This is a genomic window from Nucisporomicrobium flavum (assembly GCF_016464385.1).
Lineage (GTDB): Bacteria > Actinomycetota > Actinomycetes > Mycobacteriales > Micromonosporaceae > Actinoplanes > Actinoplanes flavus_A.
In genome coordinates, this window is the sequence record NZ_JADMLH010000005.1 from 211,716 (window position 1) to 235,480 (window position 23,765).

At 69.2% G+C, this 23,765-nt stretch carries 20 protein-coding genes and 1 tRNA gene; 13 read left to right on the top strand and 8 right to left on the bottom strand.

The features are described from left to right. Positions 1 to 151: 151 nt before the first annotated feature. On the top strand, positions 152 to 1,174 hold the full coding sequence (locus tag IT780_RS14980) for a glucosyl-3-phosphoglycerate synthase (protein WP_199512142.1): 1,023 nt from the start codon (positions 152 to 154) through the stop codon (positions 1,172 to 1,174). Next, a complete protein-coding gene (locus tag IT780_RS14985; RefSeq protein WP_199512143.1) occupies positions 1,171 to 2,307 on the top strand; it encodes a glycosyltransferase in 1,137 nt (378 codons plus the stop codon). Before IT780_RS14980 ends, IT780_RS14985 begins: the two co-directional genes overlap by 4 nt. Here the strand turns inward: IT780_RS14985 and IT780_RS14990 are convergent. Further along, on the bottom strand, positions 2,259 to 4,628 hold the full coding sequence (locus IT780_RS14990; RefSeq protein WP_199512144.1) for a putative bifunctional diguanylate cyclase/phosphodiesterase: 2,370 nt from the start codon (positions 4,626 to 4,628) through the stop codon (positions 2,259 to 2,261). The genes IT780_RS14985 and IT780_RS14990 overlap by 49 nt on opposite strands. Positions 4,629 to 4,778: 150 nt before the next feature. Then, complete coding sequence (locus tag IT780_RS14995) at positions 4,779 to 5,813, bottom strand: polysaccharide deacetylase family protein (protein WP_199512145.1); 1,035 nt, start codon at positions 5,811 to 5,813, stop codon at positions 4,779 to 4,781. Between the two features lie 238 nt (positions 5,814 to 6,051). Here IT780_RS14995 and IT780_RS15000 point away from each other — a divergent pair, with 238 nt between their 5' ends. After that, on the top strand, positions 6,052 to 7,608 hold the full coding sequence (locus tag IT780_RS15000; RefSeq protein WP_199512146.1) for a GGDEF domain-containing protein: 1,557 nt from the start codon (positions 6,052 to 6,054) through the stop codon (positions 7,606 to 7,608). Positions 7,609 to 7,618: 10 nt separating this feature from the next. Here IT780_RS15000 and IT780_RS15005 read toward each other — a convergent pair whose 3' ends face one another. Both IT780_RS15005 and IT780_RS15010 read right to left on the bottom strand, forming a co-directional pair. Then, positions 7,619 to 8,569 carry an alpha/beta hydrolase gene (locus IT780_RS15005; protein WP_199512147.1) on the bottom strand — a complete coding sequence of 317 codons (951 nt, stop codon included), beginning with the start codon at positions 8,567 to 8,569 and terminating at the stop codon, positions 7,619 to 7,621. Positions 8,570 to 8,581: 12 nt separating this feature from the next. Further along, entirely contained in the window at positions 8,582 to 10,195 is a 1,614-nt protein-coding gene (locus IT780_RS15010) for a flavin-containing monooxygenase (protein ID WP_199512148.1), read from the bottom strand. Between the two features lie 915 nt (positions 10,196 to 11,110). On the opposite strand from IT780_RS15010, the gene IT780_RS15015 reads away from it, so the two are divergent. The 5 genes from IT780_RS15015 (at position 11,111) to IT780_RS15035 (ending at position 13,585) form a co-directional block, all read left to right on the top strand. Next, positions 11,111 to 11,195: transfer RNA gene (locus IT780_RS15015), tRNA-Leu, on the top strand. Positions 11,196 to 11,498: 303 nt separating this feature from the next. Then, positions 11,499 to 11,753, top strand: a complete 255-nt coding sequence (locus tag IT780_RS15020; protein WP_199512149.1) for a transcriptional regulator — start codon at positions 11,499 to 11,501, stop codon at positions 11,751 to 11,753. Positions 11,754 to 11,817: 64 nt separating this feature from the next. Beyond that, entirely contained in the window at positions 11,818 to 12,426 is a 609-nt protein-coding gene (locus IT780_RS15025; RefSeq protein ID WP_199512150.1) for a hypothetical protein, read from the top strand. An 81-nt stretch (positions 12,427 to 12,507) separates the two neighbouring features. Next, positions 12,508 to 12,825, top strand: coding sequence for a hypothetical protein (locus IT780_RS15030; protein ID WP_199512151.1), 318 nt, complete (start codon positions 12,508 to 12,510; stop codon positions 12,823 to 12,825). A gap of 1 nt (position 12,826) precedes the next feature. Then, positions 12,827 to 13,585, top strand: a complete 759-nt coding sequence (locus IT780_RS15035; protein WP_199512152.1) for a hypothetical protein — start codon at positions 12,827 to 12,829, stop codon at positions 13,583 to 13,585. Positions 13,586 to 13,601: 16 nt separating this feature from the next. Here IT780_RS15035 and IT780_RS15040 read toward each other — a convergent pair whose 3' ends face one another. Together IT780_RS15040 and IT780_RS15045 are read right to left on the bottom strand one after the other, a co-directional pair. Continuing rightward, positions 13,602 to 13,997: a hypothetical protein gene (locus IT780_RS15040; protein ID WP_199512153.1), complete on the bottom strand. Its 396-nt coding sequence runs from the start codon at positions 13,995 to 13,997 to the stop codon at positions 13,602 to 13,604. Between the two features lie 303 nt (positions 13,998 to 14,300). Continuing rightward, a complete protein-coding gene (locus tag IT780_RS15045; protein WP_233412857.1) occupies positions 14,301 to 15,407 on the bottom strand; it encodes a tyrosine-type recombinase/integrase in 1,107 nt (368 codons plus the stop codon). Between the two features lie 1,811 nt (positions 15,408 to 17,218). Here IT780_RS15045 and IT780_RS15050 point away from each other — a divergent pair. Beyond that, positions 17,219 to 17,563, top strand: a complete 345-nt coding sequence (locus IT780_RS15050; RefSeq protein ID WP_199512154.1) for a histone-like nucleoid-structuring protein Lsr2 — start codon at positions 17,219 to 17,221, stop codon at positions 17,561 to 17,563. 456 nt (positions 17,564 to 18,019) lie between these two features. Here the strand turns inward: IT780_RS15050 and IT780_RS15055 are convergent, their stop codons facing one another. Next, on the bottom strand, positions 18,020 to 19,447 hold the full coding sequence (locus tag IT780_RS15055; RefSeq protein ID WP_199512155.1) for a hypothetical protein: 1,428 nt from the start codon (positions 19,445 to 19,447) through the stop codon (positions 18,020 to 18,022). 830 nt (positions 19,448 to 20,277) lie between these two features. On the opposite strand from IT780_RS15055, the gene IT780_RS15060 reads away from it, so the two are divergent. Continuing rightward, positions 20,278 to 20,457, top strand: coding sequence for a hypothetical protein (locus tag IT780_RS15060; RefSeq protein ID WP_199512156.1), 180 nt, complete (start codon positions 20,278 to 20,280; stop codon positions 20,455 to 20,457). Here IT780_RS15060 and IT780_RS15065 read toward each other — a convergent pair. Continuing rightward, entirely contained in the window at positions 20,414 to 20,644 is a 231-nt protein-coding gene (locus tag IT780_RS15065; protein WP_199512157.1) for a hypothetical protein, read from the bottom strand. The genes IT780_RS15060 and IT780_RS15065 overlap by 44 nt on opposite strands. Before the next feature lie 230 nt (positions 20,645 to 20,874). Between IT780_RS15065 and IT780_RS15070 the strand changes: the two genes are divergently transcribed. From IT780_RS15070 to IT780_RS41850, 3 genes are all read left to right on the top strand, one after another. Then, positions 20,875 to 21,345 (top strand): hypothetical protein, encoded by a 471-nt coding sequence (locus IT780_RS15070; RefSeq protein WP_199512158.1) that lies wholly within the window; start codon positions 20,875 to 20,877, stop codon positions 21,343 to 21,345. Between the two features lie 284 nt (positions 21,346 to 21,629). Beyond that, positions 21,630 to 22,571 carry a hypothetical protein gene (locus IT780_RS15075; protein WP_199512159.1) on the top strand — a complete coding sequence of 314 codons (942 nt, stop codon included), beginning with the start codon at positions 21,630 to 21,632 and terminating at the stop codon, positions 22,569 to 22,571. 301 nt (positions 22,572 to 22,872) lie between these two features. Beyond that, entirely contained in the window at positions 22,873 to 23,046 is a 174-nt protein-coding gene (locus tag IT780_RS41850) for a DNA-binding protein (protein WP_233412858.1), read from the top strand. Positions 23,047 to 23,765: the final 719 nt, after the last annotated feature.

Genomic DNA, 23,765 nt, shown 5'->3' on the forward strand with positions numbered 1-23,765 from the left:
CCGGCACTTCTCCGGAGCGGCGGCGGCGAAACGTCTGACCACGCATTCTCAGCTTCCCGACATCCACACTTAACGCACCGCCAAGATTGGCGCCGACCGCGCGGGGAACAGGCCGATCTTCATTCGTGCAAGCGATCTGGGGGTTTGCCCGATGCGGCATTCGCACGCGACTGAGACACCGACCGCTTCACCGATCGTCGAGGCCTGGACGACGTACCGCACCGGCAACGCCGCGGACTGGACGCCCGCGCAGCTCGTCCGCGCCAAGCGGGGCACCCGGGTCAGCGTCGTGATCCCCGCCCGCGACGAGGAGGCCACGATCGGTGCGATCGTGGGAACCATCTGCCGGGAGCTCACCGGCCGGGTCCCGCTGGTCGACGAGATCCTGGTCGTCGACTCGCGCTCCGGCGACGCGACAGCCGCCGTGGCCCGCGCCGCCGGCGCCCGCGTGGTCGGCCAGGACGAGGTGACCCGGCGGCTGCCCCGCATGGAGGGCAAGGGCGACGCGCTGTGGGCGGGGCTGGCGGCGAGCACCGGGGACGTGGTCGCCTTCGTCGACGGCGACCTGCGCGACTTCTCCGCACGCTTCGTCTCCGGCCTGCTCGGTCCGCTGCTCACCGACCCGTCGGTGGAGTTCGTCAAGGGCTTCTACCACCGTCCGCTGGTGCGCTCCTCGGGCGTCGAGACCGACGGCGGGGGCCGCGTCACCGAGCTGGGCGCCCGGCCGCTGATCAATCTGTTCTGGCCGGAACTGTCCGGCGTCGTGCAGCCCCTCGCCGGCGAGTACGCGGGCCGCCGCGCCGCCCTCGAGCGCATCCCGTTCGTCTCCGGGTACGGCGTCGAGATCGCGATGCTGATCGACCTGCTGGACCTCGTCGGCCTCGACGCGCTGGCCCAGGTGGACCTCGGCGAGCGCTTCCACCGCCACCAGGGCACCGAGGCGCTGGGCCGGATGTCGGCTCAGATCATGGTGACGGCGTGGTCCCGGCTGCACCGGCGCGGCCTGGTCGCCGAGCCGATGCCACCGTCCACGCTGATGACGCAGTTCCGTCGGGGCGGCGACGGGCACCTGCCCCACCTGGACCGGGAGATCGTGGTGAGCGACGTCGGCGTCCAGGAGCGCCCGCCGCTGGCCTCGCTGGCGCGCCGGCCGTACGCGGTGGGTGTGGCATGAGGGTCCTGGTCAACGCCGGCCCGTGGCTGCCGGTGCCACCTCACGGGTACGGCGGCATCGAGAACGTGGTGGCCACGCTGATCCCCGAGCTGCGCCGGCTCGGCGTCGAGGTGGTGCTCGCCTCCGTGGGCGAGAGCACGCTGCCGGTGGACGAGCGGCTGAGCGTCTTCGGCACGGGACAGTTCCCGCAGCTGCAGCGGCCGTACAACCAGGTGTGCGGTGTCGTGCCGGCGCATCAGAGCGCTGTCGTGCGCCGCCTCGACGCCGGCGACATCGACCTCGTGCACGACCACGTCGAGGCCGCCGGCCTGGCCACGCTCGCCTCGTTGGGCCCGGACGCGCCGCCGGGGCTGCACACTCTGCACTGGGACCTCGCCAAGCACCCCGAGCTGTACGGCGGCTTCGACGGCGGGGCCCGCGTACGCGTCAACGGCGTCTCGGCCGACCAGCTCAGCCACGCCCCCGAGGCCCTGCGCGCGCACGCCGTGGGCCACGTCCACCTGGGAACGCCGCTGGCGACGGGCGCCGACAAGCGACCGCCACACGCCAAGGACGGCTACGTGGTCGTGCTGGGGCGCATCAACCCCGGCAAGGGCCAGGACCTGGCGGCCCGGCTGGCGCACGAGGCAGGGTTCGACCTGGTGCTGGCGGGGCCGGTGGGTCCGTACCACCGCCCGCAGGACCTGAACGGCGCCGACCCACAGAACCCGGACGTACGGTTCTGGCGCGAGCGGGTCGCGCCGCACGTGGACGGCGTCCGGGTGCGCTGGGTCGGGACGGTGACCGGCGTGGACCGTGACGACCTCGTCGCCGGGGCCCGCGCCGCGTTGTTCCCGCTGCGGTGGAACGAGCCGGGCGGCACCGCGGTGGTCGAGGCGCTCGCGCTGGGCACCCCGGTCGTCGGCATCGCCCGCGGCTGCCTGCCGGAGCTGGTGGAGCACGGCCGCACCGGCCTGCTCACCACGGACGAGAACGAGCTGGGCGACCTGGTCCACGCGAGCGCCGCGATCGCCGAGGCGGAATGCCGGGCGGAGGCGGCCCGCCGGTTCACCCCGGCGGTGATGGCGGCGTCCTATCTGGAGCTCTACGAACGCCTGTGCGCGAGGGACTCCCGGCTCGCCGTCACCGGCTGAAGCTCCTCACCGGCGAACAGGGCGGTGGTCCGGTCGGCGGGGGCGGGGCGGCCGTAGTGCCAGCCCTGCCCCTTGTCGCAGCCCAGCGTCTGCAGCACGGCGGCCTGCTCGAGGGTCTCCACACCCTCGGCGACCGTCGCGAGGCGCAGGTCGTGCGCGAGGCCGACGATCGTGCGGACCAGCGCCACCTGCTCCCCCGCGTCGTCGCCGGCCGGCATGAACGACCGGTCGATCTTCAGGATGTCGATCGGCAGGTCGCGCAGGTACGCCAGCGACGAGTACCCGGTGCCAAAATCGTCGACCGCCACCCGCACGCCGTCGTGGCGCAGGTCGGCCAGGTGCGCGATGCTCTGCCGGGCGTGCGGGCCGGCGCCGATCAGCATGCCCTCGGTGATCTCGAGGATCAGCGCGGCGGCGGGCAGTCCGGAGTCGCTCAGCGCCGCGCGGACCTTGGCGGCGAAGTGCGGTTCGGCCAGTTGCCGCGGCGACACGTTGACGGTCACGCCGATGCCGTACCGGGCGTGCCAGCCCGCGGCGTCGCGGCAGGCATCCCGGAGCACCTGCTCGCCGAGCGGGACGATGAGCCCGCTGTCCTCGGCGGCCGGGATGAAGTCGTCGGGCATGATCGGGGCGGCGCCCGGCGGGCACCAGCGTACGAGCGCCTCGACCGCGGTGAACCGGCCGGTGGTGAGCGAGACGATCGGCTGGTAGTGCACCACGATGTCGCCGGTGCCGATCGCGCCGCGCAGCCGCTCCACGGTGGCGATGCGGCGCAGTTGGCTCTCGCGCAAGCGCACGTCGTACGCCTCGGCGCGGTCGCGGCCGGCCCGCTTGGCGGCGTTGAGCGCCATGTCGGCGTCGCTGAGCACCTCGGCGCTGCCGGACGCCGAGGCCAGATTCCGGACGCCGATGCTGGCCGTGACGTGCAGCCGGTGGCCGAGCACCGCCACCGGGCGGCGCAGCGCGGCGAGCAGCTCCTGGACGGCGGCGGCCGCCTCGGCGTGGCCCACGCCCGGCAGCAGCACGGCGAACTCGTCGCCGCCCAGGCGGGCGAGCACGCCTTCCGTGCCGACCGCCTCGGTCAGCCGGCCCGCCACCGCCTGCAGCAGCGCGTCGCCGGTCGGGTGGCCGAAGCTGTCGTTGACCTGCTGGAAGCCGTCGAGGTCGATCATCAGCAGGGTGCCGGGGTCGGGGCGGCGCAGCGCCTCGTCGAGGCTGCGCTCCACGTGCAGCCGGTTGGGCAGGCCGGTGAGGGCGTCGTGCAGGGCGAGGTGACTCATCCGCTCCTGCAGCACCGCCTGCTCGGCCAGCGACTGCTCCAGCTCGGCGGCGCGCCGGTTCACCAGGGCGCTGGTGTGCGACAGCCGGATCACCAGCAGCACCGCGGTGGCGGCCGTGGCGGCCAGCGGCAGCGCGACGTCGGCCAGGTCGAAGTCGCCCGCCCGGAGATCACGCCGGCACGCGTACGCCGTGGCCAGCGGTCCGATCGCCACCAGGGCGGTGTACAGGGCGGTCACCCGCCGCGAGGAGCGCACCTCCTGCCCGGAGCGGTCCGCGGTCCGGGCCGCCATCGACGGGTGCAGGGCCGCGGCGCCGAGCAGCAGGTAGAACAGCATCCAGCCGGACACGCTGACGCCGGGGCCCGACCACGCGCCGCCGGAGGACACGGACACGAAGTAGACGATGTCCGAGGCGACCATCGTGGCCACCGCGAGCAGCATCAGGACGTGCGTACGGGTGAGCCCGCCCGCGGCCACGGCGAGCCGCACCGCCATGGTCAGGATGAAGAGGTCGAGCAGCGGGTACGCCACCGCGGTCGAGCCGGACGTCCAGCCGCCGTTGTCGTTGACGAACGGGTCGATGAGGAACACCCAGCCGAGCACGATCGCGGTGCACGCCACGACGCCGGCCTCCACCATGCCGGCCAGGGCCGAGGCGCCACGGGACGCCACGGCCGCGAGCGCGGCGGCGACCAGCAGGTACATGGCGAAGTAGACCGCGTCGACGACCGTCAGCCCGCCGGGCGGGGAGCCGTCGAGGAAGGCCAGCGACCAGGCCGCGCTGCTCGCCGAGCCGCAGGTCATCGCGGCGGCCACGAGCCACCACCCGGTCGTGCGGGCGGGACGGTGCACGGCCAGCCCGGTGAGCACGCCGGCGCCGGCCAGCGCGGCGAGCACCGCGTACGCGGCCTCCTGGGCGGCCGGGCCCAGCCACGCCCCGGCGATCAGCAGCGGCGTGCCCCCGAGCAGGAACCACCACCAGGCGTCACCGGCGCGGACGGCGTCCAGCAAGCCGCTGCGGGCGCGCTGCAGGATCGTCATGGGGCCGCCTTCTCGCCGGGTGGGCACTGACCGGAGAGATTCATGCTCGGGGCGTACGGGTGCCGCCCGGGAGCAGAAACGGTCAGCCTTCCGGAGCGAAAAACGGCCGGGCGGGGAATCCCCCGCCCGGCCGCTCGCGGCTCGTTGCTGTCAGCCCGCCCGGCAGCTCGCCGCCGGCCAGGTCCAGTTGCCGTTGGCCATGATGGTCACGCCGAAGTTGTTGCCGGCGCCGTTCGGCCTGGCGGTGACGGTTCCCGTGGTGCCGCTGACCGACGCGTTCCAGCTGTTCTGCACGCTCTGGCCGCCGTTCAGGGCCAGCGTGACGGTCCAGCTGCTGGTACCGCTGACCGCGACGTTGAGGTTGAACCGGTCACCGAACTGCTGGCCGGCCGAGAGGGTCGCGGTGCAGGAGCCGCCACCCGGCGGCGGGGTGGTCGGGTCGGTCGGCGGCGGGTTGCTGGTGCCGTCGGGCGCCACGGCCCGGCCGGTCGACGGCGAGATCATGCCCGCGCACAGGCCCCGGCTGTTCAGGCCGGAGACGATCTGCGGGATCGCCGCGATGGTGGTCGCGTACTGGTCGTGCATGAGGATGCTCTGGCCGTTGGTGAGCCGGCCGGCCGCCTGCACGATCTGCGCGGTGCTGGCGCCGTTCCAGTCCTGCGAGTCGACGTCCCAGGTGATGGTGCGCAGGCCGAGCGCGGACGCCGCCGACTGCAGGGTGCCGTTGGTCTCGCCGTACGGCGGCCGGAACAGCTGCGGGGTGCCGCCGCCGCCGTTCTGAATCGCCGACTGGGTCCGCGACAGCTCCGACGACATCTGGCTCTGGCTGAGGTTGAGCATGTGCGGGTGGGTGTAGCTGTGGTTGCCGATCCACATGCCGGCGGCCCGCTCGGCGGCCACCAGCGACGGGTTGCTCGCGGCGTTCTGCCCGATGTTGAACAGCGTGGCCCGGACGCCCGCCTGCCGCAGCGCGTTGAGCAGGTTGTTCGTGTTGCTGGGGTTGGGTCCGTCGTCGTAGGTCAGCGCGACGTAGCCGTTGCTGCAGCTCGCGGCGGCCGCGGCCGGGGCGCTCGCGGTGGCGGCGACGCCGGCGGCGGCCGTCAGCAGGCCGGCCGCACAGGCGACGAACGCGGACCAGCGGCGCGAACGCCGCTGCCCGGTGTCGTCGGCAGCTCTTCTGATCATGACTGCTCACCTTCCGTAGGGGGATCGACGGCCGTCGTTGCGCCCATTCTTGGAGCCCGGTGGCCCGATCGTCAACAGGCAATTTCCGGAAGTTTTCAGAGCTGTTAACGCGCACTTTTGCGATCAGCGGGGCGGCCTGCCAGAATCGGTGATGCCATTCGCCGTCCGTAACTCTCGGATTCTTCCCGGTACGGCTGCTAACGCTCACGTCGCCTCCCCCGCAACCGACCTATAGCTCGTGGCCTCCGATCATCTGCCCGCCGTGGTCTCCCCGTACGGTCCGTACGCGGGAATGGGCCTGCACGTCCACGACCTGACCATTCGCGGCCACCACGGCGAGACGCTGGTGGCGGCCGACGAGGCCGAGGGCGTGCTGCGGATCCTCGGCGACGAGCGCACCCGCCGGGTCGCCCGCCTCGGCCGCATGTACGCGCTCAGCTCCCTGGGCCGCCTCGACGAGGCGCTGCTGATCGGCGAGGAGCTGGTCGCCGAGCCGGGCCACCTCACCGGGCCCCGGACCACCGACGCGAAGATCCTGGCGGACACCGGCCGGATGCTCATCCAGGTCGGGCGGGTCGACGACGGGCTGCATCACCTGGCCCGCGCCCTGACGATCCTCGACGTGGTGCCCCGCAAGAGCCTGCGCTACTTCTCGGCGATGGCCTCGCTGGCCGACTCCGCCCGCGCCGCCGACCTGTTCGAGCTCGCCGAGGTGGCACTGCTCAACGCGATCGACGCCTTCGACTCCCCCGACGACCTGTACCGCTCCTCGGCCGAGCTGCAGTACGCCGAGCTGCTGCTGGAATGGGCGCTGCGCCTGGAACAGGTCGGCTGCCACGAGGAAGCGGCCGTCCTGGTCCACAAGAGCGTCGCGCTGCTGCAGTACTGGACCGGGCGCGCCATCGACTCCCCGCTCGGCGCCGCCCTGCTCGCCGTCGGCCACGCGAAGACCGGCCGGCACGAGGAGGCCACGGCCGTCGTGGACCGGACGCTGGCAACCGTACGGGCGGCCGGCCAGCACCACGAGGCACGGCTCCTGCACCTCGCCCACGGCCTGAGCCTGCGCGCGGCCGGGGAGCTGCGCGCGGCGCGCCGGGAGTTCCTCGCCGCGCTCGAACTGTGCGTGCTGCCCGCGCAGAGCCTGCTGTTCCAGTACGAGCTGTCCCTCACGGCGACGCTGGAGAGCCCGGGCGAGGCCACCCGTACGGTCCTCGAGGCGCTGCACAGCCACATCCGCGTGCTCTGGCGCCTGCGGCTGGACCGGCGCACGATGCTCCAGCAGGCGTACCGCCGGGTCGAGCTCGAGGCGGCCCGCAGCACCGCCGACCAGGCCGCGGCCTCGGACGCGCTGACCGGCCTGGGCAACCGCCGTCTCTTCGATCGGCGCATCGCGGCGATGGCGGGCTCCGGCACGCTGCTGCTGATCGACGTGGACCGCTTCAAGGACATCAACGACGAGTTCTCCCACGGCGTGGGCGACCGCGTGCTGGCCGAGATCGCGGCGGTGCTGAGCGCACACTGCCGCCACGACGAGGTCGCGATCCGCTTCGGCGGCGACGAGTTCGCCATGTTCCTGGACACCAGCGAGCTGGAGGGCCGCCAGGTCGCCGAACGGATCCGGCAGGTGATCGGCGCGCGCGACTGGTCGGCGATCGCACCCGGGCTGCGGGTGACGCTGAGCATGGGCCTGACGGCGTGCCGGCCCGGCGAGAGCGGCCGCGACCTCTACGACCGGGCCGACTCCCGCCTGTACGCGGCGAAGCGAGCCGGCCGCGACCGGCTCGCCGTCGCCTGACGTCTCCGCCTTACCCGAGGGCCCGCTTCAGCGCATCGATCCGCAGCGCCCAGATCCGCTGCGCGAGGGCGGCGTCCGGGGCGAAGGTCTCCGCGGCGTGATAGCTGCCCGGGTGCACGTGCAGCTCCGTGGACACGCCGGCGGCCATGAGCCGCTGCGCGAACGCGATGTCCTCGTCGCGGAACAGGTCCACCGTGCCGACGTCGATGAACGCCGGCGGCAGCCCCGACAGGTCCTCCGCCCGGCTGGGGGCCGCGTACTGGTCGGCCGGCTTGCCGCCCAGGTACCAGGCCCACGCCTCGACGTTGCCGGCCCGGTCCCAGATCCCGATGTCGGTGATCTCGTGGCTCGACGCGGTCTCGTTCCGGTCGTCGACCATCGGGTAGATCGGCATGATGAACGCGAGCGCCGGCCCGCCCCGGTCGCGGGCCATCAGCGCGGTGGCGATGGTCAGCCCGCCGCCCGCGCTGGCGCCGTAGATCGCCAGCCGCTGCGGGTCGATGCCCAGCTCGTCGGCGTGCTCGGCGGTCCACTTCAGGCCGGCATAGCAGTCCTCGGCCGGCGCCGGGTGCGGGTTCTCCGGCGACAACCGGTATTCCACCGACACCACGACCGCGCCCACCTGGTCGCAGATCAGCGTCGCGGTCGGATCCTCACCCTCCACGGTCCCGAGAATCATCCCCCCACCGTGGATGAAGAAAATGCCCGGGAGCGGCGCCTCGGCATTGACCGGCTTGTAAATCCGTACGCTGATGTCCGGCTCACCCTGCGGCCCGGGAACCGTACGGTCCTCCTTGACCACATTCGGGTTCTCGGGCACCTCGATGGCGCCCAGCATCGCCGTCACGGCGGCGCGGCGCTCCACGATGTCCGCGACGGCGTTGAAACCGCCGGGCATCGCTTCGAGCAACTGATCCAGGGGTACGCGCACCTCGGGATCGATCAGGTCACGACGGGACATGGCATTCTCCTCTCAGACGGTCAGCTCGAAGCCCTCGTAGCCCTTGGCGGCGACCTCGTCGCACTTCTTCCGGTACTCGCCCACACCGCCGGCGTACGGCATGAAAACGCGCGGCTTGCCGGGGACATTGGCGCCCATGTACCAGGAATTCGCCTTCGGATAGAGGGTGTAACTCGCGATCTCGTTGACGTGGTCCACCCAGGCGTCCTGCGCCTGGCGAGCCGGCTCGATCACCCGCAGCCCCTGCTCCCGCAGATGCGCGATGGCGTCGGTCACCCAGTCGACGTGCTGCTCGATCGACACCACCATGTTCGAGAGCACGGACGGACTGCCCGGCCCCGTGATCATGAAGAAGTTCGGGAACCCGGCGGTGCCGATGCCCAGATAGGTCCGCGGCCCCGCGCTCCATGTCTCCTTCAGCGACAACCCGTCCCGCCCCCGGATGTCCACGTTGGTGAGGGCGCCGGTCATCGCGTCGAAACCGGTGGCGTACACGATCGCGTCGAATTCGTACTCCCGCTCCGAGGTCCTGATCCCCTTCTCGGTGACCTCGACCAACGGCGTGCGCCGCAGATTCACCAGATGCACGTTCGGCCGGTTGTACGTCTCGTAGTAATTCGTGTCCAGGCACGGCCGCTTCGTCCCGACCGGATAGTCCGGGCTCAGATCGTCGGCCACCTGCGGGTCGGCGACGATGTCGTGGATCTTGCGGTGGATCCACCGCTTCGCGGTGTCGTTGGCGGCCTGGTCAACGGCCAGATCCTTGTACGCGGTCAGCAGGTTCACCAGGCTCCCGCTCTCCCACGCCACCTCGTACGCCGCATCCCGCTCGGCATCGGACACCTCGAGCGCGGACATCGTGGGAACCGGCGTCGGCACCCCGAAACCGGACTCCCGCTGAGCCTGCCGGAACTTGCGATAGTTCAGCTTCATCGTCTTGACCTCGTCGGGCCGCAACCGCCGATTCCGCGCCGGCAACGAGTACGCAGCGGTCCGCTGGAACACGGTCAGATCCGCGGCCTGCTCGGCGATCACCGGAATGGACTGCACCCCCGAGGAGCCGGTCCCGATGATCCCCACCCGCAGCCCGGAGAAATCGACACCCTCATGCGGCCAGTGCGCCGTGTGGTACGTCGCGCCCTTGAAGGTCTCCAGGCCGGGAATCTCCGGCATCTTCGACGCGGACAGGCATCCAGTGGCCATCACCAGGAACCGCGCGGTGACGGCATCCTCATGCTCGGTACGGACCAGCCACGACTTCTGCCCCTCATCCCAGGTGGCGGCGCTGACCCGCGTACGGAACACAATGTCCTTCCGAAGGTCGAACCGATCAGCGACGTGGCGCGCATACCTGAGAATCTCCGGCTGCGTCGGGTAACGCTCCTGCCACTCGTACTCCTGCTCGAGCTCATCGGAGAAGGAGTACGAGTAGGCAAGGCTCTCGACGTCGACGCGAGCACCCGGGTAGCGATTCCAGTACCAGGTCCCGCCGACATCGGCGCCGGCCTCGAAAACAACGGCGGTAAGATCGAGTTCCCGCAACTTGTGCAGCAGATACATACCGGAGAACCCCGCGCCGACGATCACGACGTCGACGGAGGGCGGAACGGTACGGGGGTGGCTCATGACGGCCTCCTGGGATGGGTCTGCTTCGGCTGGCGGGTGGGTACGGCCCGCCTTCGCTTTCTTCCGGGTTTGGTTGCGCTCAGGCCTCGCCCCGAACGGCCTTTTCTTGGCGCCGGCCTTTCGGTGCGCCGGCTAGTTCGTTGCACGGGGCTATTGGTTGCACCGTGCCCTTGTCGCACCGGGGCTTTTGTTGCGCTCAGGCCTCGCTGCTGGCCCTTTTCTCGCTGCTGGCCCTTTTGTTGCGCTCGGCCGCAACCGGGCGCCCGGCGCCCGGCGGCTCACTAGGGGGTGTAGGACCGCGATGCTGGTCGGCACGCGGCCGTCTCGAGGGATACGCGTCGCCGCCGCTCGTCCGGCCGGTCGAGGGCGGGAACGCAGATCTTCGGCACTCGGTAGCTCGACAACTGGAAGGACTGGGCAAAGCCGGTGGGGAGCCGGCATGAACAGGCGCCTGTACGGCCACCGCACCCCGATCTCACCGACCGCCCCGGGAGATCGAAGGGCGACGCGGAATGAGTGGCCTGCACCACAACATAGGATGCATTCTCCATCCGGTCAACGTTTCCGCCCGGTAAAACCCCAGCTCAAGATCCCTTTCCCTCACCCGCCAGCGTCCCGACCCGTCGCCGCACCGCCCTGCCCTGTCCTGCCCCTGCCCCTGCCCTGCCAGCGTGCCGCCCCGCCACCCGGTGGCCGCCCGCCCCGCCACCCGGTGGCCGCCCGCCCCGCCGCACTCCCCCGACCCGGCCGACCCCGGCGGCCCCCACCCACAGGCAAGCCCCACCGGCACGCCGAGGGTGGGGTGCATGCAACCCCCCAACGGCGCCGTGTAGAGTTCTCTCCTGTGCGGCCCGCCGGGGCCCACCGACCACGGATGCCAACCGCGGATCGGCCCGGCAAGGCTGGACAGAGCAGGTCCGGGTGGCGGAATGGCAGACGCGCTAGCTTGAGGTGCTAGTGCCCTTTATCGGGCGTGGGGGTTCAAGTCCCCCCTCGGACACAAATCCGTAGCACCCATGCACAGCATGGGTGTTCATGCGGACATGATAGCCAGCTGAACAGTCGCTGGTTCGTTCGCGGGTTGTTTGTAAGCAGTAGCGCGGATCGCGCTCCTTACGTTGGTATCTCGTCCATGCGCCTGAGCGGCTATGGCTTTCTTCTGGTGATCGCGCTCACAGCTGCGTCGGCCCATCGCCGGTCTCGTCTAGCCCTGTTCGCTTGTGCCGAGTCGTTCTGACCGTTGAAGGTCACGCCAGGTCCGTCCACGGCTCGGACGAGGCTCACCCGCGGCTAAGGTGCTGGCATGCCTGCCGAGACGCCTGAACAGATCGCGCAGACGTTCCAGGTCAGCGTGGAACTCGTCCTCGCGGGCCGGTTCGACCTCGGCGCGTACCCGCACCGGCACCTGGTGGTCGCCGCCACCCGCGGTTTCTGGTACTCCCGTCTGGCCCAGGTACTGGCCGCGACGGAGATGCTCACGTCCGCCGGGTTCGAGCTGGTGCACACCATCGAGTTCGATGCCGGCAATGCGGTGTGCGCCGTGCTGCGGCGCACCTGAGCAGCCCGGCCACGTGAGTGACACTCACCTATGATGTGAGGGCTTACGCCGCGGGGAGGCTGATGTGAGCGACTACGGCCTGGCACCACTGAACGCGATCGGTGATCCCGAGTCGCTTCGTCGCCGCGCTGAGGAGGCGATCGCCGGCCTGGAGATTGACATCCGGCCCGGCGCGGCCCTGGAGGGTACTGACCCTTCGAGCTCTGTCTGGGTGAGCGTCAGGCCGGACGGGGTGGTGGCCGACGTATCGATCAGCCGGCGATGGCATGAACGCATTCCTGCAGACCAGCTCGGTGCGGCGATACTGGCCGCCTACCATCAGGCCGAACACAAACGTGCCCTCGCCGGCGCCCGCACGACCGATGACGACAACGGCGACTCGGACGCGGCGCCCTCCCCGCTGACGGAAACCGACGATCCCCGCTGGCTCGAGTTCGTCTGGGAGACCTTGAACGACTCTCGCCGCCGCCTCGCGCAGATGTCAGCGCCCCGGCTCCACGAGGCCGCGGCCGAGGAATGCACCGTCGCCGGGCCCGCGGGGCTCGTCCGCTTGCGCGTGGTCGGCACATCGGTGCGCGACGTCCTCATCGATGGCGTCCACACCGCCCGGCGAGATCCTGAGGCTCTTGCGGCCGACGTGCGGTCCGCCTTCGACGGCGTCCGGCGAGGGTGACATCCCACAAGACCCGCCGGCGGCGGGTAGACGAAAGGGGGTTCGTCGATGCCTGGAGCGGGTGACGAGCAAGTACAGGTTGTGGTCGACGCCGTGCACGCGGAGGCCGGCAAGTGGCGCAAGCTGTCGGGCGACATGGCCGCCGTGCACGCGGATGTCGTCAGGCTTGAGTTGTATCCGACGGCGTTCTTCTTCGCCGACGTGGTCTCGGTGGAAGGCCACGCGATTGCGTACCGGACTTTTCACGACTGGTATCAGCAGCTGCTCGGGGATGCCACGACCGAGTTCGGGGAGATCGCCGGCGCGCTGGACAAGTCCGCCGAGGCCTACCGGAACGCCGACACACGCTCGAGTGTCAACCTGAAGACCATCTACGGGACCCGGCCGGAGGGCAACTGACGTGGCACCGGACGTGGACGCCAACGAGGTCGAATCATCCAAGGTCGCCTTGGAGCAGGCGTTCGACTCGCTGCGCAAGGGCGTCGACTCGTGCGTGGACAACTTCAACCGCATCGTCGAGGGCGTCAACCACTGGTCCTGGCTGATGGGACCGATCCCGCTGTGGTTCATCCACAACCACCTCGACGACCTGCGCAAAACGCTGACAGAAGCCATCGGGTACGCCGAGAAGGTGCTGCAGGGCGGCGTGCCGGTGTTCTCGCTGTTCCAGACGAGCATCGACTACCTCAACGCGGCCCAGGGGCCGGTCTCGGACATCTCTTACGACATCAACACTCCGCAGGACGACAACCTCAACGCGTGGTCGGGTGCCGCGTCCAGTGCGTACAAGCAGAAGCAGGCGGCGCAGAAGAGCGCGACCGACAAGGCGGCCGAGAACGCCGTCGTCATCAGCAAGTGGCTGTTCGACGTCGGCAAGACCAACGTCGCGTACGCCGTCGAGATCGTGAAGCTGCTCGTCGACGCCGGCATGGAGCTGGTCAACGTGACCGTGGACGCCGCCTCCATCATCAACATCCAGTTCGCGCTCGACAAGCTCGCCGAGGCCGTGAAGAAGCTGCTCAAGGCCACGGTCGTCCAGTTCGCCGAGCTGGCCAACAAGTTCGTCGCCACGCTGGGCGACAGCCGGGATCTGCTGGCACGGCGCAACGACCACGGAGCCTTCGAGAACGGGAAGTGGCCGCAAGCCGTCTACCGCTGACCCGCCCCGCGAACGCTCACCGCAGGGCGGCCACGACTTGATCGGCGAGCACGCCGGCGTCCGGCGCCACGCGATCGAGCAGATAACGCGACAGGCCGTCGAGATCGTCGGCCGCATCGGTGGGTGGCCGCACCACAACCGTCACGACCGCGTTGTCGGCCAGCACCGTCCGCGACAGCGAACCGGTCGGCGCGTACGCGGCGGCGAAACCCTGGCTCTGATCGGCGACCGCGACGTGCGCGGAGGGCCGCGCGGCGTCCCGGTCTGCCTCGGCGCGAAGCCCGTCGTAGAAATGACGCGCGTTGCCGGCCCCGCTACCGGCCGGGGCGAAACCGTTGGGATAGAGCGACACGCTCACGCTGACCGACGGCCGTGCATCTGCAGACGCCCACAGGCAGTCGATCGTCGTCACGCCCGGCACCGGAGCTTCGGCTGAGGCGGATACATCGGGCCTGCCCTTGCCCGCAGCGTTGTACCGGCTCGCCTCGGCGCCGTCGAACGTGGGACAACCACCGTCCACAGCGCTGTACCGCGCTGCAGGGCCCAATTGAGATGTGGAGGGCGTTGGCTCCGGGGCCGGATGGGCGCTGTCACAGCCTGAGGTGCCCACGACTGCGCCGACGAGGGCGGCGCCGTACAGCGTCCATCGGGCTCGCCACATGCGCCGAGATTAACTCAGCCTGCAGGCTCCAGGACCGGGTTGGTCGCCTGCACGCTATTGATGCGCCTCGACCCGGTGCGCTTGAACCAGCGTGTTGGACCAGTGGCCAGCACGGCTTCCAGCGTGCGTTCGGTCCGTCTCCGCCAGTGGATGGGGTTCGCCGGTGAGGGCGGCGAGGGCTTGGGCTACTTCCTGCAGGGTGGCTTTGACGTAGGTGGCTGTGGTGCCTCCGTCGCCGGCGCTGGCGTGGCCAGCGAAGGCGCGGGCGGTCGCGTAGGAGATGTGCCGTTCGACCCAGGTGAGCGTGGTGTGGCGTAGCCAGTGGGCGCTGACCTGTTGGGATGCGACCCATGGCAGGTGCTTGCCGATGCGCTGCCACAGGTAGTCGTAGCGGCGTCGGCCGACGGGGCGGCCGTTGCGGTAGCGCAGGAGCTGGCTTGTTGGGTTGCCGTCGCCGCGGTGGTCGAAGTGGGTGATCAGGGCAGCGTTGAGGGTGGGCGAGATGGGTTGCCAGCGTTGGGTCTGGCCTTTCTCGTGCAGGAGCACGAGGCACTGTTGCGTGTCGAGGTCTTGGCGTCTGATGCTGAGCGCTCCCGCACGGCGGCATGCGGTTTCGAGGTGCAGCCGCAGTATTAGCAGGTCGAGATCGGGGTCGTTGCCGGTTTCACGGGTGACGGTGAAGATTGCGGAGAGCGCTGGTTCGGGTAGCGCTTGGCGCAAGCTTTGCTGACGGCGTGGTTTGGGTACGCGGGCCGCGGGGTTGTGGTCCGGGGAGATCAGTCGGTCGTCGACGGCGTAACGGTAGATGCAGCGCAGGGCGGCGATGAGGTGTTCGGCGGCGGAGGCGCCGCCGCGGTGGCTGCGGCGGATGACGGCGTGTGCACGGGCTTCTTCAGCGAGGTGTCTGATCTCTGAGGGTTTCAGTTCGTCGAGGTGGCGACTCCCCCACTGCGCGAGGATCCGCTGCCAGTAAGTGTCGTATAGGCGGCGGGTGCTGGCGGAGAGCCCGGCGGCGACGTGAGGGATGTACTCGGCGAAGGTCGGCACCGGTCGTGGGGTGTGTGGGGCTTTGCCGGTGAGCTGGTCAGTGGTGATGTTGAGCTGGGCCATGAGGGCCGTAACCAGGGCGATGTTGGTGGAGTTGATGTCGGGCTGGCTCATGGCTGTGGCATCTGGGTGTCGGAGTGCTCGCGAAGGATGGCGGTGAGCAGCCCGGGTGGGTAAATCGCGAGGAGTTCGGTCCGGTGGTCGGTGGACAGGAGCAGGCGATCGCCGGTGGTGATGCCGGCTCGGCGGCGCGTTAGCGCCGGCAAAGTTATGTGCCTTCGCGGATCGACTGTGCTTTGGGGTGCGGTGCTGGGCGGCGGGTTCTCGGCTGTGCAGCGGCAGGCGGTTATGAGTCCGTCGTTGTCGACTGTGAAGGCGATGGCGTTCCCAGGCTCCCATGCGAGTTCCTCGACGGTGGGAGAGCTGGCGATTCGGCCATGGGTGTCGATGACAGACATGGCGTAGTGCGCAGGCTGGACGTGGCGGCGGTGCGCGAGGTCGGGAACGGTGAGACCGGGGACCGCTCGCTGGTGCGGGATGGCGTTGCGCGACACCGCGGGTCGCGGCACTGGGACTTGCGCTTGCTGATACAAGGGCTCAACTCCCCTTCGGGCCGGTTCCACGCTGTTTCCGCCTCGGATTGAGGCGACGCCCTTCGGCTGTGTCCAGCGAACGACGCGAGGACGCGTGCGTGAAGTTGTCCCGCGTTGCGTGGTGTTGTCTCCCCTTGTCCTCGATCGTTGTCGGCGCGCTGCTTCCACCCCCTTCCGGTGTGGCACGCACCGGGCAAGAGCTAGCCGCACCACAGCTCGTGAGCCGTCCTAGGATCATCTCTTCGAGTTCTAGCGCTCCGGTGAGCACCGGTAGCGTTATTGCCACCATTGGACGCTCGCGATCGGCCGCATCAGGACTCGACAAGGCAAACAGCCGAATGCAGATTCGGAGACGGCGTGGTAGCGTTCCGGATGCGACATCTGCCGACGATCTATATTCCGGCCTGATGCTGGCTTCGAATACCGATCGCTATTCACCGTAGCGGCCCGTACCAGGACCATGAGAATGGGCATGCCTTCTTGCGGTGGCCCCCTTCCCCTCGTGAGGCCACGGAGCACCACCTCTAGAACGAGCCTTCCTACGCGCCGATGTTTCCAGTGGAGGTGTGAGCGTGACTGCGAGTCCCGTGCACCAGCAATCTTCACGCGCCCAGGGCTGTCTGCGGTGTCACCATGCGGACCAGTCAGTAAGCGTGGCGGCCGTCGTACGTGAAGGCCGCCGCACCGGCGTGGCTCGCGGCAGCATGCCTGGCCGGTTCGGTTACGACGTGCCGATCGAAGCCCGTGTCGAGCTCACGACCGCGCTGGCTCGCGCCTTAACTCCACCGATGAAGCCGCGCTCCGTGACCAAGCCGGCCATTGCCTTCAGCGTTTCAGGTGCCCTGGCGTTGTGGGACCTCCAACTAGCGGTCCTGAACCCGGTTGATGGCACGGCGTGGTTCGGCCTTTTGTTCTTCAGCATCGTTGCGCTCGGAAGTGGGTGGCTTCTGCGCGCTCGTCACCGAGACCTTCAGGTCACGGGTCCGGTGGTCAACGATGCATGGACTCTGTGGCGGCGGTCGTGGTACTGCCGCCGGTGCGGTGTCGTCAGCGTCTACACACCCGGTGGAGCGACTGTCGTGAACGTACAGGGGTTCACTTCTGCGCTCATGGACTTGGCGCGCCAGGGGCGCCGAACCAGCCTCCGGGCTTGAAGCACGTCGAATCCCGGCTACCGAAGGCGGAGCCGTTCATGCGCGGCCCGGGGGTATCAAGTAAGCGGGTCGGCCGTCTTCAGGGATCGGTACGACGCTAGACTAATCACGACTCCCGCAATGTCCCTAATTTGTTGGGAATTTGACGCAACGGCGACTCCAGTCAGGAGTGAAGGTTATGGCTCGGCAAGTTGTCACCACACTGATCGACGACATGGACGGCAGCCAAGCCGACCGCACCGTCGAGTTCGGCTTAGACGGCGTCCGCTACACCATCGACTTGTCGGAGAAGAACGCCGGGAAGTTGCGCAAAGCCCTCGATGTCTACCTCGCTGCGGCCACGCGGGTAGGTCGCGCAGACCTAGACCGGCGCAAAGGGCGCGGTTCGCACGCGACAACGGTGGTCTCTGAGCGGGAGCGTAACCGGGCAATCCGACAGTGGGCGCTTGCCAACGGCCATGATGTGTCGGAGCGAGGGCGTATTTCAGCGGCAGTTGTAGAGGCGTACGACGCTGCCCACTGACGTCGCGAAGCCGGTATGAGCGACCGCGTGGGATCGTTGTCTCCCTGAGCACAGGTTGCAACTGGCGTGCGTGGGCGCCTGCATGCGACAGCTTTGCGACCGCCCAGGCCTAGCCCGGAGTTAACGCTTCGTCGTGGGCATCCGGCGGTGCGCAAGCGCCGCCCAGCATTCGCGCACATCCGGCCGGCCGCGCGTCGCTGCGGACGCAATGGGCACTCGCCAGCCTGACCGCGCTCCAAGCCGCCGGCCGCACTCCGAACTTCCGGTTAGGCGGATGCATATCCGAGACAGCCAGCGCCCCGACTAGTGATCGACTCTTGACGATGACATCGCCAGTCGAGGAGTAGATCCGCCGTGGCGGCAGCACGAGCAGGACGGCGGCGACTTCGAGCAAGAGGGCGATGGCAGTGCTATCGGCCAGCACATCCGGGCATTCCGGTCTGATCGTCAGTGCGCTTACTTGTCGAGGAGACGGATGATCATCGCGGTTCCGTCTTCTCCTACGGAGAAGACATCACCCGGGGGTGGTCGTCGCCGGGCAGTCCACCATCGGCGCAATCTGCTCGCGTTGTTGAGGTATCCGCGCAGGTCTCCGTCGGCGAGCCGGCGGTGTAGCCGGCGTTCGACTCCGCGGAAGACCTCAAGTCGGCGGCCGTCGGCAATCGGCATGGAGTAGGTCGTCCCTTCGAGGACGGGACCGCCTCCGGGCATTCGGATCTTTCTGCCGATGGTGTCGGCCCACTCCAACGGGAATGGCAACGCGTCGTCGGGTTGACCGATCTGGCGTAGGGTTCCGTATCCGGCCGCGGCGGAGCGATCACCGGCGAACATCAATACGGACGCTGCGGTGGTTCGACTGAGGACCTGCGCTAGCCATCTTTTGCGGTCCTCCGGGATGTTGTAGGGCGGCGGGGGCACCTGCGCCGGTTCTTCGAGCACCTCGGGGACAGTGCCCGTTCCACGCGTCTCTCCGGGGCCGGGCTGCGGGCTTTGTTGAGTGAGCGTCGTTACTGGGTGGGTCTCGTTACGAGCCCACTGTTCCTGCGCCGGCGGCTCAGTGAGTAGTTGTGCGTATGCCTCGTCCTCGCCGCTCCAGAGCTCGACATCTCCGGGTGGGTCGAGCGCAAATGACTCGATGCGGCGTTCTGTCAACCGTGAGGCGATCATGAGCCCGTACAGTGGGTGGTTGCCGACCGCGACGGTCCCGACCTGCAGGCACGCGTCGCCGAGCTGCTTGATCACGTCTCCCGGGGGCCCGTGGGTGCCTTTGCATTCCAGGACGACTACCCGTAGTCCGGCGCGCCCGTCGGCGCGGTGTCGTCCGATGAGGAAGTAGTCGGGGCGTTTCTTCGTGCCCGGTTCGTTGCGAACATCGTCGCTGACGTCGTCGATGAATCCGGCTTTGAGAGCGACGTCGGCGTCGACGGCGTCGAAGTGCCACCTCGGGTACTTCTTTGCGAGCACGGCGCGAGCGACCACCAGCGCCAAGCCGATCCCTAGTTGTTCGGACTGTGCGACCTTATGGTGGTGTACGACCGCTTCGGCGGCGTTCTTGCTGAGACGCAGCTGTCCGCACGGGCTGTCCAGGGTGGCGCAGTACCTCACGTGCGCCCAGTGCCGGGCGACCGGTACGAACGGCGAGTCGGTGAGGAAGGTGGTCGCCACGCTAAGTTCCCGCAGTATGTCTGCCGGTCGCGTGTGAAGGATCGGATCAACTTCGACTGGGCTGGGCGCTTTCAGATAGACGATGGAGGAGGTTTCCGCCTTAGCTTCCTTGGCACGTGTGTAGACCTCCGCCGCCAAAGATGCCGTCGATGACACTGGCAAACGGGCTGGTCTGTTGAGTGACCGCAGGACCCATCCGATGTCCAAGACGACCTCCATCGCTGTCGATGGGCTGCACCTACGCTAAGGAAAAACTTCCACGAGTGATATGCCAAACACTCCCAGTGACATGAATGAATGCTTCGACATCATCGACTCACTGGCCAGCGTCTAGATCAAATGCGCCCGGCGAGCTCGGATGGTCGCCCGGAGAGCTGGGATGGGGCCGCGTCTATCAGCGACACCTGCCGCGAGGGCGTCGCCAGCAACGCCAGCATCAGCAGCGCACCACCCGCTACGGCTAGCCGGCGCCGTCATCGCTCTCATGCTCCCCGCCGCGGTTATGCCGAGCGATCACCCGCCGTGCTAAGACGGCGCCGATGTCCGGCCACCTCGTCGACGTCACCGGCTGGCTTCACAAGCTCGACAAAAGGGCCGGCTCTTGCTAACGACAATCGGGCCCTAGCTACTTCGACCTGAAGAAGTAGGTGGCGGTCGTGTTTGGCGGGTTCGGGTGGTTGGGTTCAGAGGCACGACGGGGCCTTGCGATGGTGTTTATCCGCTGAGGGCGCTGATCTTGGTGAGGTTGTGGGCGAAGACGCCGTGTCCGCACCAGATCCGGGCGCCGGCGAGCTACGGCGCGTACTACGTGTGCAGGTCGCCGGCCTGGACATGGCCCGCTACACCCGGTTCTCGATGCTCACTCCCGACGTGGGCATGGAGTTCGGCGGAAAGCTCTGTGCTGTGTACCGAGACGGGCAGTACCACTACAGCACCGAAAACTACGATCCAGGTGGTGATCGAGCGGGACGGTGCTAAGCACTACGCCGACGACAGGGTGCTTGCCAACGGTCGCGGCTGTACGCCGCCCGCGTCCCTACGCCGAGCTGATGGCCGAGGATCCGGCGTTGCGGCTGCGCGGCTACGGGGTGTACCGGATCGGCGGCCATGAGCTGGACGAGCCTACCGTCGAGCAGCGGCTCGACGGTTCTTCGACGACCTCGCCCGGCGGCCTGAGCCACCCGGTCATCGGCCGGGGCGGCCACGGCGTGCGGCCGGGGCCGCGTTGAGGACGTCCACCACGCGCTGCGCCGGTACCTTCTCGATCGCGCGGCGCCGCAACCGGTAGTCCAGCACCTTGCCGGTTGCCGCTACTGCCAGTGCGGCCGCCACGAATAGAGCCCACACCCACCACGGCATCGACGTGGGAACGAACGCCGCGGCGGTGGCCGCGGCCCAGGTGAACGGTAATTGCATGATCTTTCCTCTCACAGCCCGGCATCCACACGGCTGCCGACATCGCCCGGCTGGACGACGCATTCCAGTGTCAGGGCTGGTCAGAGGCAGTTGCGCACCCTTGTTGATCTGTGTGGACGCTATGGCGGCCGCAGGAATCCTGTGGTTTACCGGCGCCAACGTGTGTTATCACTTGCCTTGCGGTGGTTTCGTGTGTCGACCGCTCCCCTGAGTCTCGGAGGAATGCGCCCGTGCCGAGGATCATCCGGATGCCGAGTTCCGAAGTCGTGCGCCACGGCACCAGGCGCCGGGCGTTCGTCGAAGAGATGTTTCGGCTTTACCGGGCGGCGGGCAGCCCGCCGCTGCGGGAGATCGAGGAGTGGATCCGGGCTAACGACGAGCTGAAGGGCACCGCGAGCACCGAAACCATCCGGCGGATCCTGCGCGGGCATGTGCCGCCGCGGTGGCACACCGTCGAGGCGATCGCGTTGGCTTTCTTCGCATCGTCGGACCTGGAGCCTGGGCAGGAGCGCTGGCCCGACAACATGAACGAGCCGTTCAGCAACATGGACGCCCTCCGGCAGGCCTGGGCGGAGGCGATCGAGGAGGATCCCGTCGCGCCCGACCCGCGGGCCCGCCGAACCTCGAATAACTTCGACGACCCGTGGGCGCGGGCCCCCCGGCCAGCCGGTTCGAGCTTCGACGACGAGCCGCCGTTCTGACGCGCGCGAGTTCCTCATCATGTGTGTTACCAGCTCCAGTGCGGTGAGCTTGCTAAGCAGGGCATAGCGCTCGGACATGCGGCATCCGTGTCCACTGGTGACCGACGGGCCCGCAGGACTAAGATGGGTGTTGCGGCAGATGCGCCTGCCGGTGTCGAGTACCCGTCGCCCACGTCGATCAGGTACACCGAGGCCAAGGTTCCCACCCGAATCGCGCACTAGTCCCGACGCACGGTCATCACGCTGACGGGACGGACGTGGGGCGTCTCGGTACAGGAGAACCGGTGACCAGGAACCGTCGCACCAAGGCCAAAGTCCGGCTGCAGCAAACTGTGACCGGCGCCAGCTATGTCGAAGCCCACCGGCAGATCACCGCCCCCGCGCCCGCCGCGGCGGAGAAGGTGATCGTGCAGCCGCCGCGAGCCGACTGGCACCAGGCCAAGCAATGCGCCTGGTGGGAAAACCTGCAGGACGAGCATGGGCCGCTGATCGCGCTACGGATCAGCCAGGGGCCGCAGTGGTGGGAGCTCGACGACCTGGCCCGCGCGGCCGCCGGCGCCTTGCAGATCCGGCCGCCGGAACTCCGCGGGCTGTGGGTCGCGGTCTGGCCCCGGTACTCCGTGACCCGACGCGAATACCTTCCCGGCATCGCGGCGAACCTCGACCGCGCCGGTGCGCTCGACCGGCTCGAGGTCCGCGAGGTCCCCGACGCCAGCCGATGCAGCCACGCAACCTGCCGTCGCCGCCGCGGGCTTCCCCCGCTACCGCGCTCCGGGAGGCCCGCAGCCCGCACGCCGGCGTTCGAGCCGCTGCCGTTGCGGGAGCCGGTGGTCGCCTTCGCCGAGGTCATCGAGGAGCATCCAACGCTCAACGGCGACGGCTTCGGATACGACTACGGCCGACTGTCCCGGGACGAGCGGCGGCAGCAGATCGAACGGCACCGGCAGGACCTGATCTCCCGGGAGGAGACCGTCCGGCGGGTGCACGACTGGCTGGTGGTCAACATCGCGCCGATCAAGACCCCCAACACCGGCAGCTACGGGCTCAAGCACGTCGCCGAGGACGTGCTCGGGCAGTACATCTCGAACGGAGAGCTGATCACGGCGGCGCTGATGGCAGGGTACCCGATGCGGCACGACCGTGGGCCCAACGCCGACTTCGCGATGAGCAGCCGCGATGTCGGTCGTCTCCGCGAGCAGCAGGAGCAGGCCAGGCATACACGTTGATGCCGCCGGCGGGCTGAGGCAGGGCCGCCCGCCTGCGGTGGGCCGAGCACGTCACCGGGAGCCCGGCTGACGGCTCGGCCGACCCCTGCGGCGCGTACACGCTCGGCGAGGCACTCCCGATGATGCTGGCGTTCCTGCGCCGAGCTCAACAAGAGTTCACCGAGCAGATGCGCCCGCCGCGGCGCCGCCGCTGGCTGCCGGGCGGCCAGCCACCGCCACCCTGACCCGCCGGCACCGAGCGCAGAGCGCAGGTGGTCGGGTGACTATAGTCGCAGGTAGAGCAGGGCGACGGTTGCAGCTGATGGGTGCCCACGAGATCCGGGTCCGGCTGGGCGGGGTGAGCCGCCAGCGGGTGTATCAGATCACCAGCCGCCGCTACTTCCCCGCGCCGGCCGCGGACCTGCAGCAGGGCAAGGTGTGGCTGGCCGAGGACGTCGAAGCGTGGATCGCCGAGCACCGGCCGCCCACTGCCTGACCCGCCCGGGAACACCGAGCCGCCTGACAGGGCCAGTCAGTCGTCGTCCTCGTCTTCGTCGTCGGGTGGCAGGTCGCTGCGCCCCACAGCCGCAACAGGTACCGCTCGATGCCCTCGTAGCGGGCCTGCAAGGCATCGATCTGCTCGTCGTCGCCCGTCGCTCCCATCACCTGATGGATCTCGTCCTCCGCCTGCACGGCCCGCTCTCGGCCCCGGTGATAGACGTAGACGGTGTAGCGGCCGGGCCCGGGCGGCGGGTTGATGCCGTCGATGGCGTTGCCCATCATGTCGCCGACCTGCAGCAGCCTGGTGGGGCAGTCCAACTCCACGCTCACCGGCCCCGCCCATTCTTCGCCGACCACCGGGGCGGGGACGCTGTCCCAGACCTGCCCGTCGACGCGGACCGCGATCAGGTTCTGCCGGGCGCTGATGTAGACGCCGTACCCGCTGCTCGCGGCGACGTTGCGGCGGGCCTCGTCCATCGCCGTGCTCGCGCCGACGCCGGCGTCGCAGTCGATGTCGCGCAGCAGCAGCGTGCAGTAGTCCGGGCGCAGTGTCAGGGTGTGGCTGCTGTGGAGGATCGCCACGCGGATCTCCTCGGGGGATGGTCGAAGGCCGTAGCTCGGCCGTGAAGTCGGGGGTCAGCGGCGGGTGGTCTGCATGTGCGGGCAGCCGCCGCGGGTGTTGGCGGTGAACGCCGAGCCGGTGCGCTCGGCGAG

Coding starts and splice junctions, on each gene's coding strand:
- IT780_RS15010 (WP_199512148.1), bottom strand. CDS start 10,195: ATGAGCCACCCCCGTACCGTTCCGCCCTCCGTCGACGTCGTGATCGTC.
- IT780_RS15005 (WP_199512147.1), bottom strand. CDS start 8,569: ATGTCCCGTCGTGACCTGATCGATCCCGAGGTGCGCGTACCCCTGGAT.
- IT780_RS15055 (WP_199512155.1), bottom strand. CDS start 19,447: ATGGAGGTCGTCTTGGACATCGGATGGGTCCTGCGGTCACTCAACAGA.
- IT780_RS41850 (WP_233412858.1), top strand. CDS start 22,873: ATGGGTGCCCACGAGATCCGGGTCCGGCTGGGCGGGGTGAGCCGCCAG.
- IT780_RS15065 (WP_199512157.1), bottom strand. CDS start 20,644: ATGCAATTACCGTTCACCTGGGCCGCGGCCACCGCCGCGGCGTTCGTT.
- IT780_RS15050 (WP_199512154.1), top strand. CDS start 17,219: ATGGCTCGGCAAGTTGTCACCACACTGATCGACGACATGGACGGCAGC.
- IT780_RS15045 (WP_233412857.1), bottom strand. CDS start 15,407: ATGAGCCAGCCCGACATCAACTCCACCAACATCGCCCTGGTTACGGCC.
- IT780_RS15060 (WP_199512156.1), top strand. CDS start 20,278: ATGGCCGAGGATCCGGCGTTGCGGCTGCGCGGCTACGGGGTGTACCGG.
- IT780_RS14980 (WP_199512142.1), top strand. CDS start 152: ATGCGGCATTCGCACGCGACTGAGACACCGACCGCTTCACCGATCGTC.
- IT780_RS14985 (WP_199512143.1), top strand. CDS start 1,171: ATGAGGGTCCTGGTCAACGCCGGCCCGTGGCTGCCGGTGCCACCTCAC.
- IT780_RS14990 (WP_199512144.1), bottom strand. CDS start 4,628: ATGACGATCCTGCAGCGCGCCCGCAGCGGCTTGCTGGACGCCGTCCGC.
- IT780_RS14995 (WP_199512145.1), bottom strand. CDS start 5,813: ATGATCAGAAGAGCTGCCGACGACACCGGGCAGCGGCGTTCGCGCCGC.
- IT780_RS15020 (WP_199512149.1), top strand. CDS start 11,499: ATGCCTGCCGAGACGCCTGAACAGATCGCGCAGACGTTCCAGGTCAGC.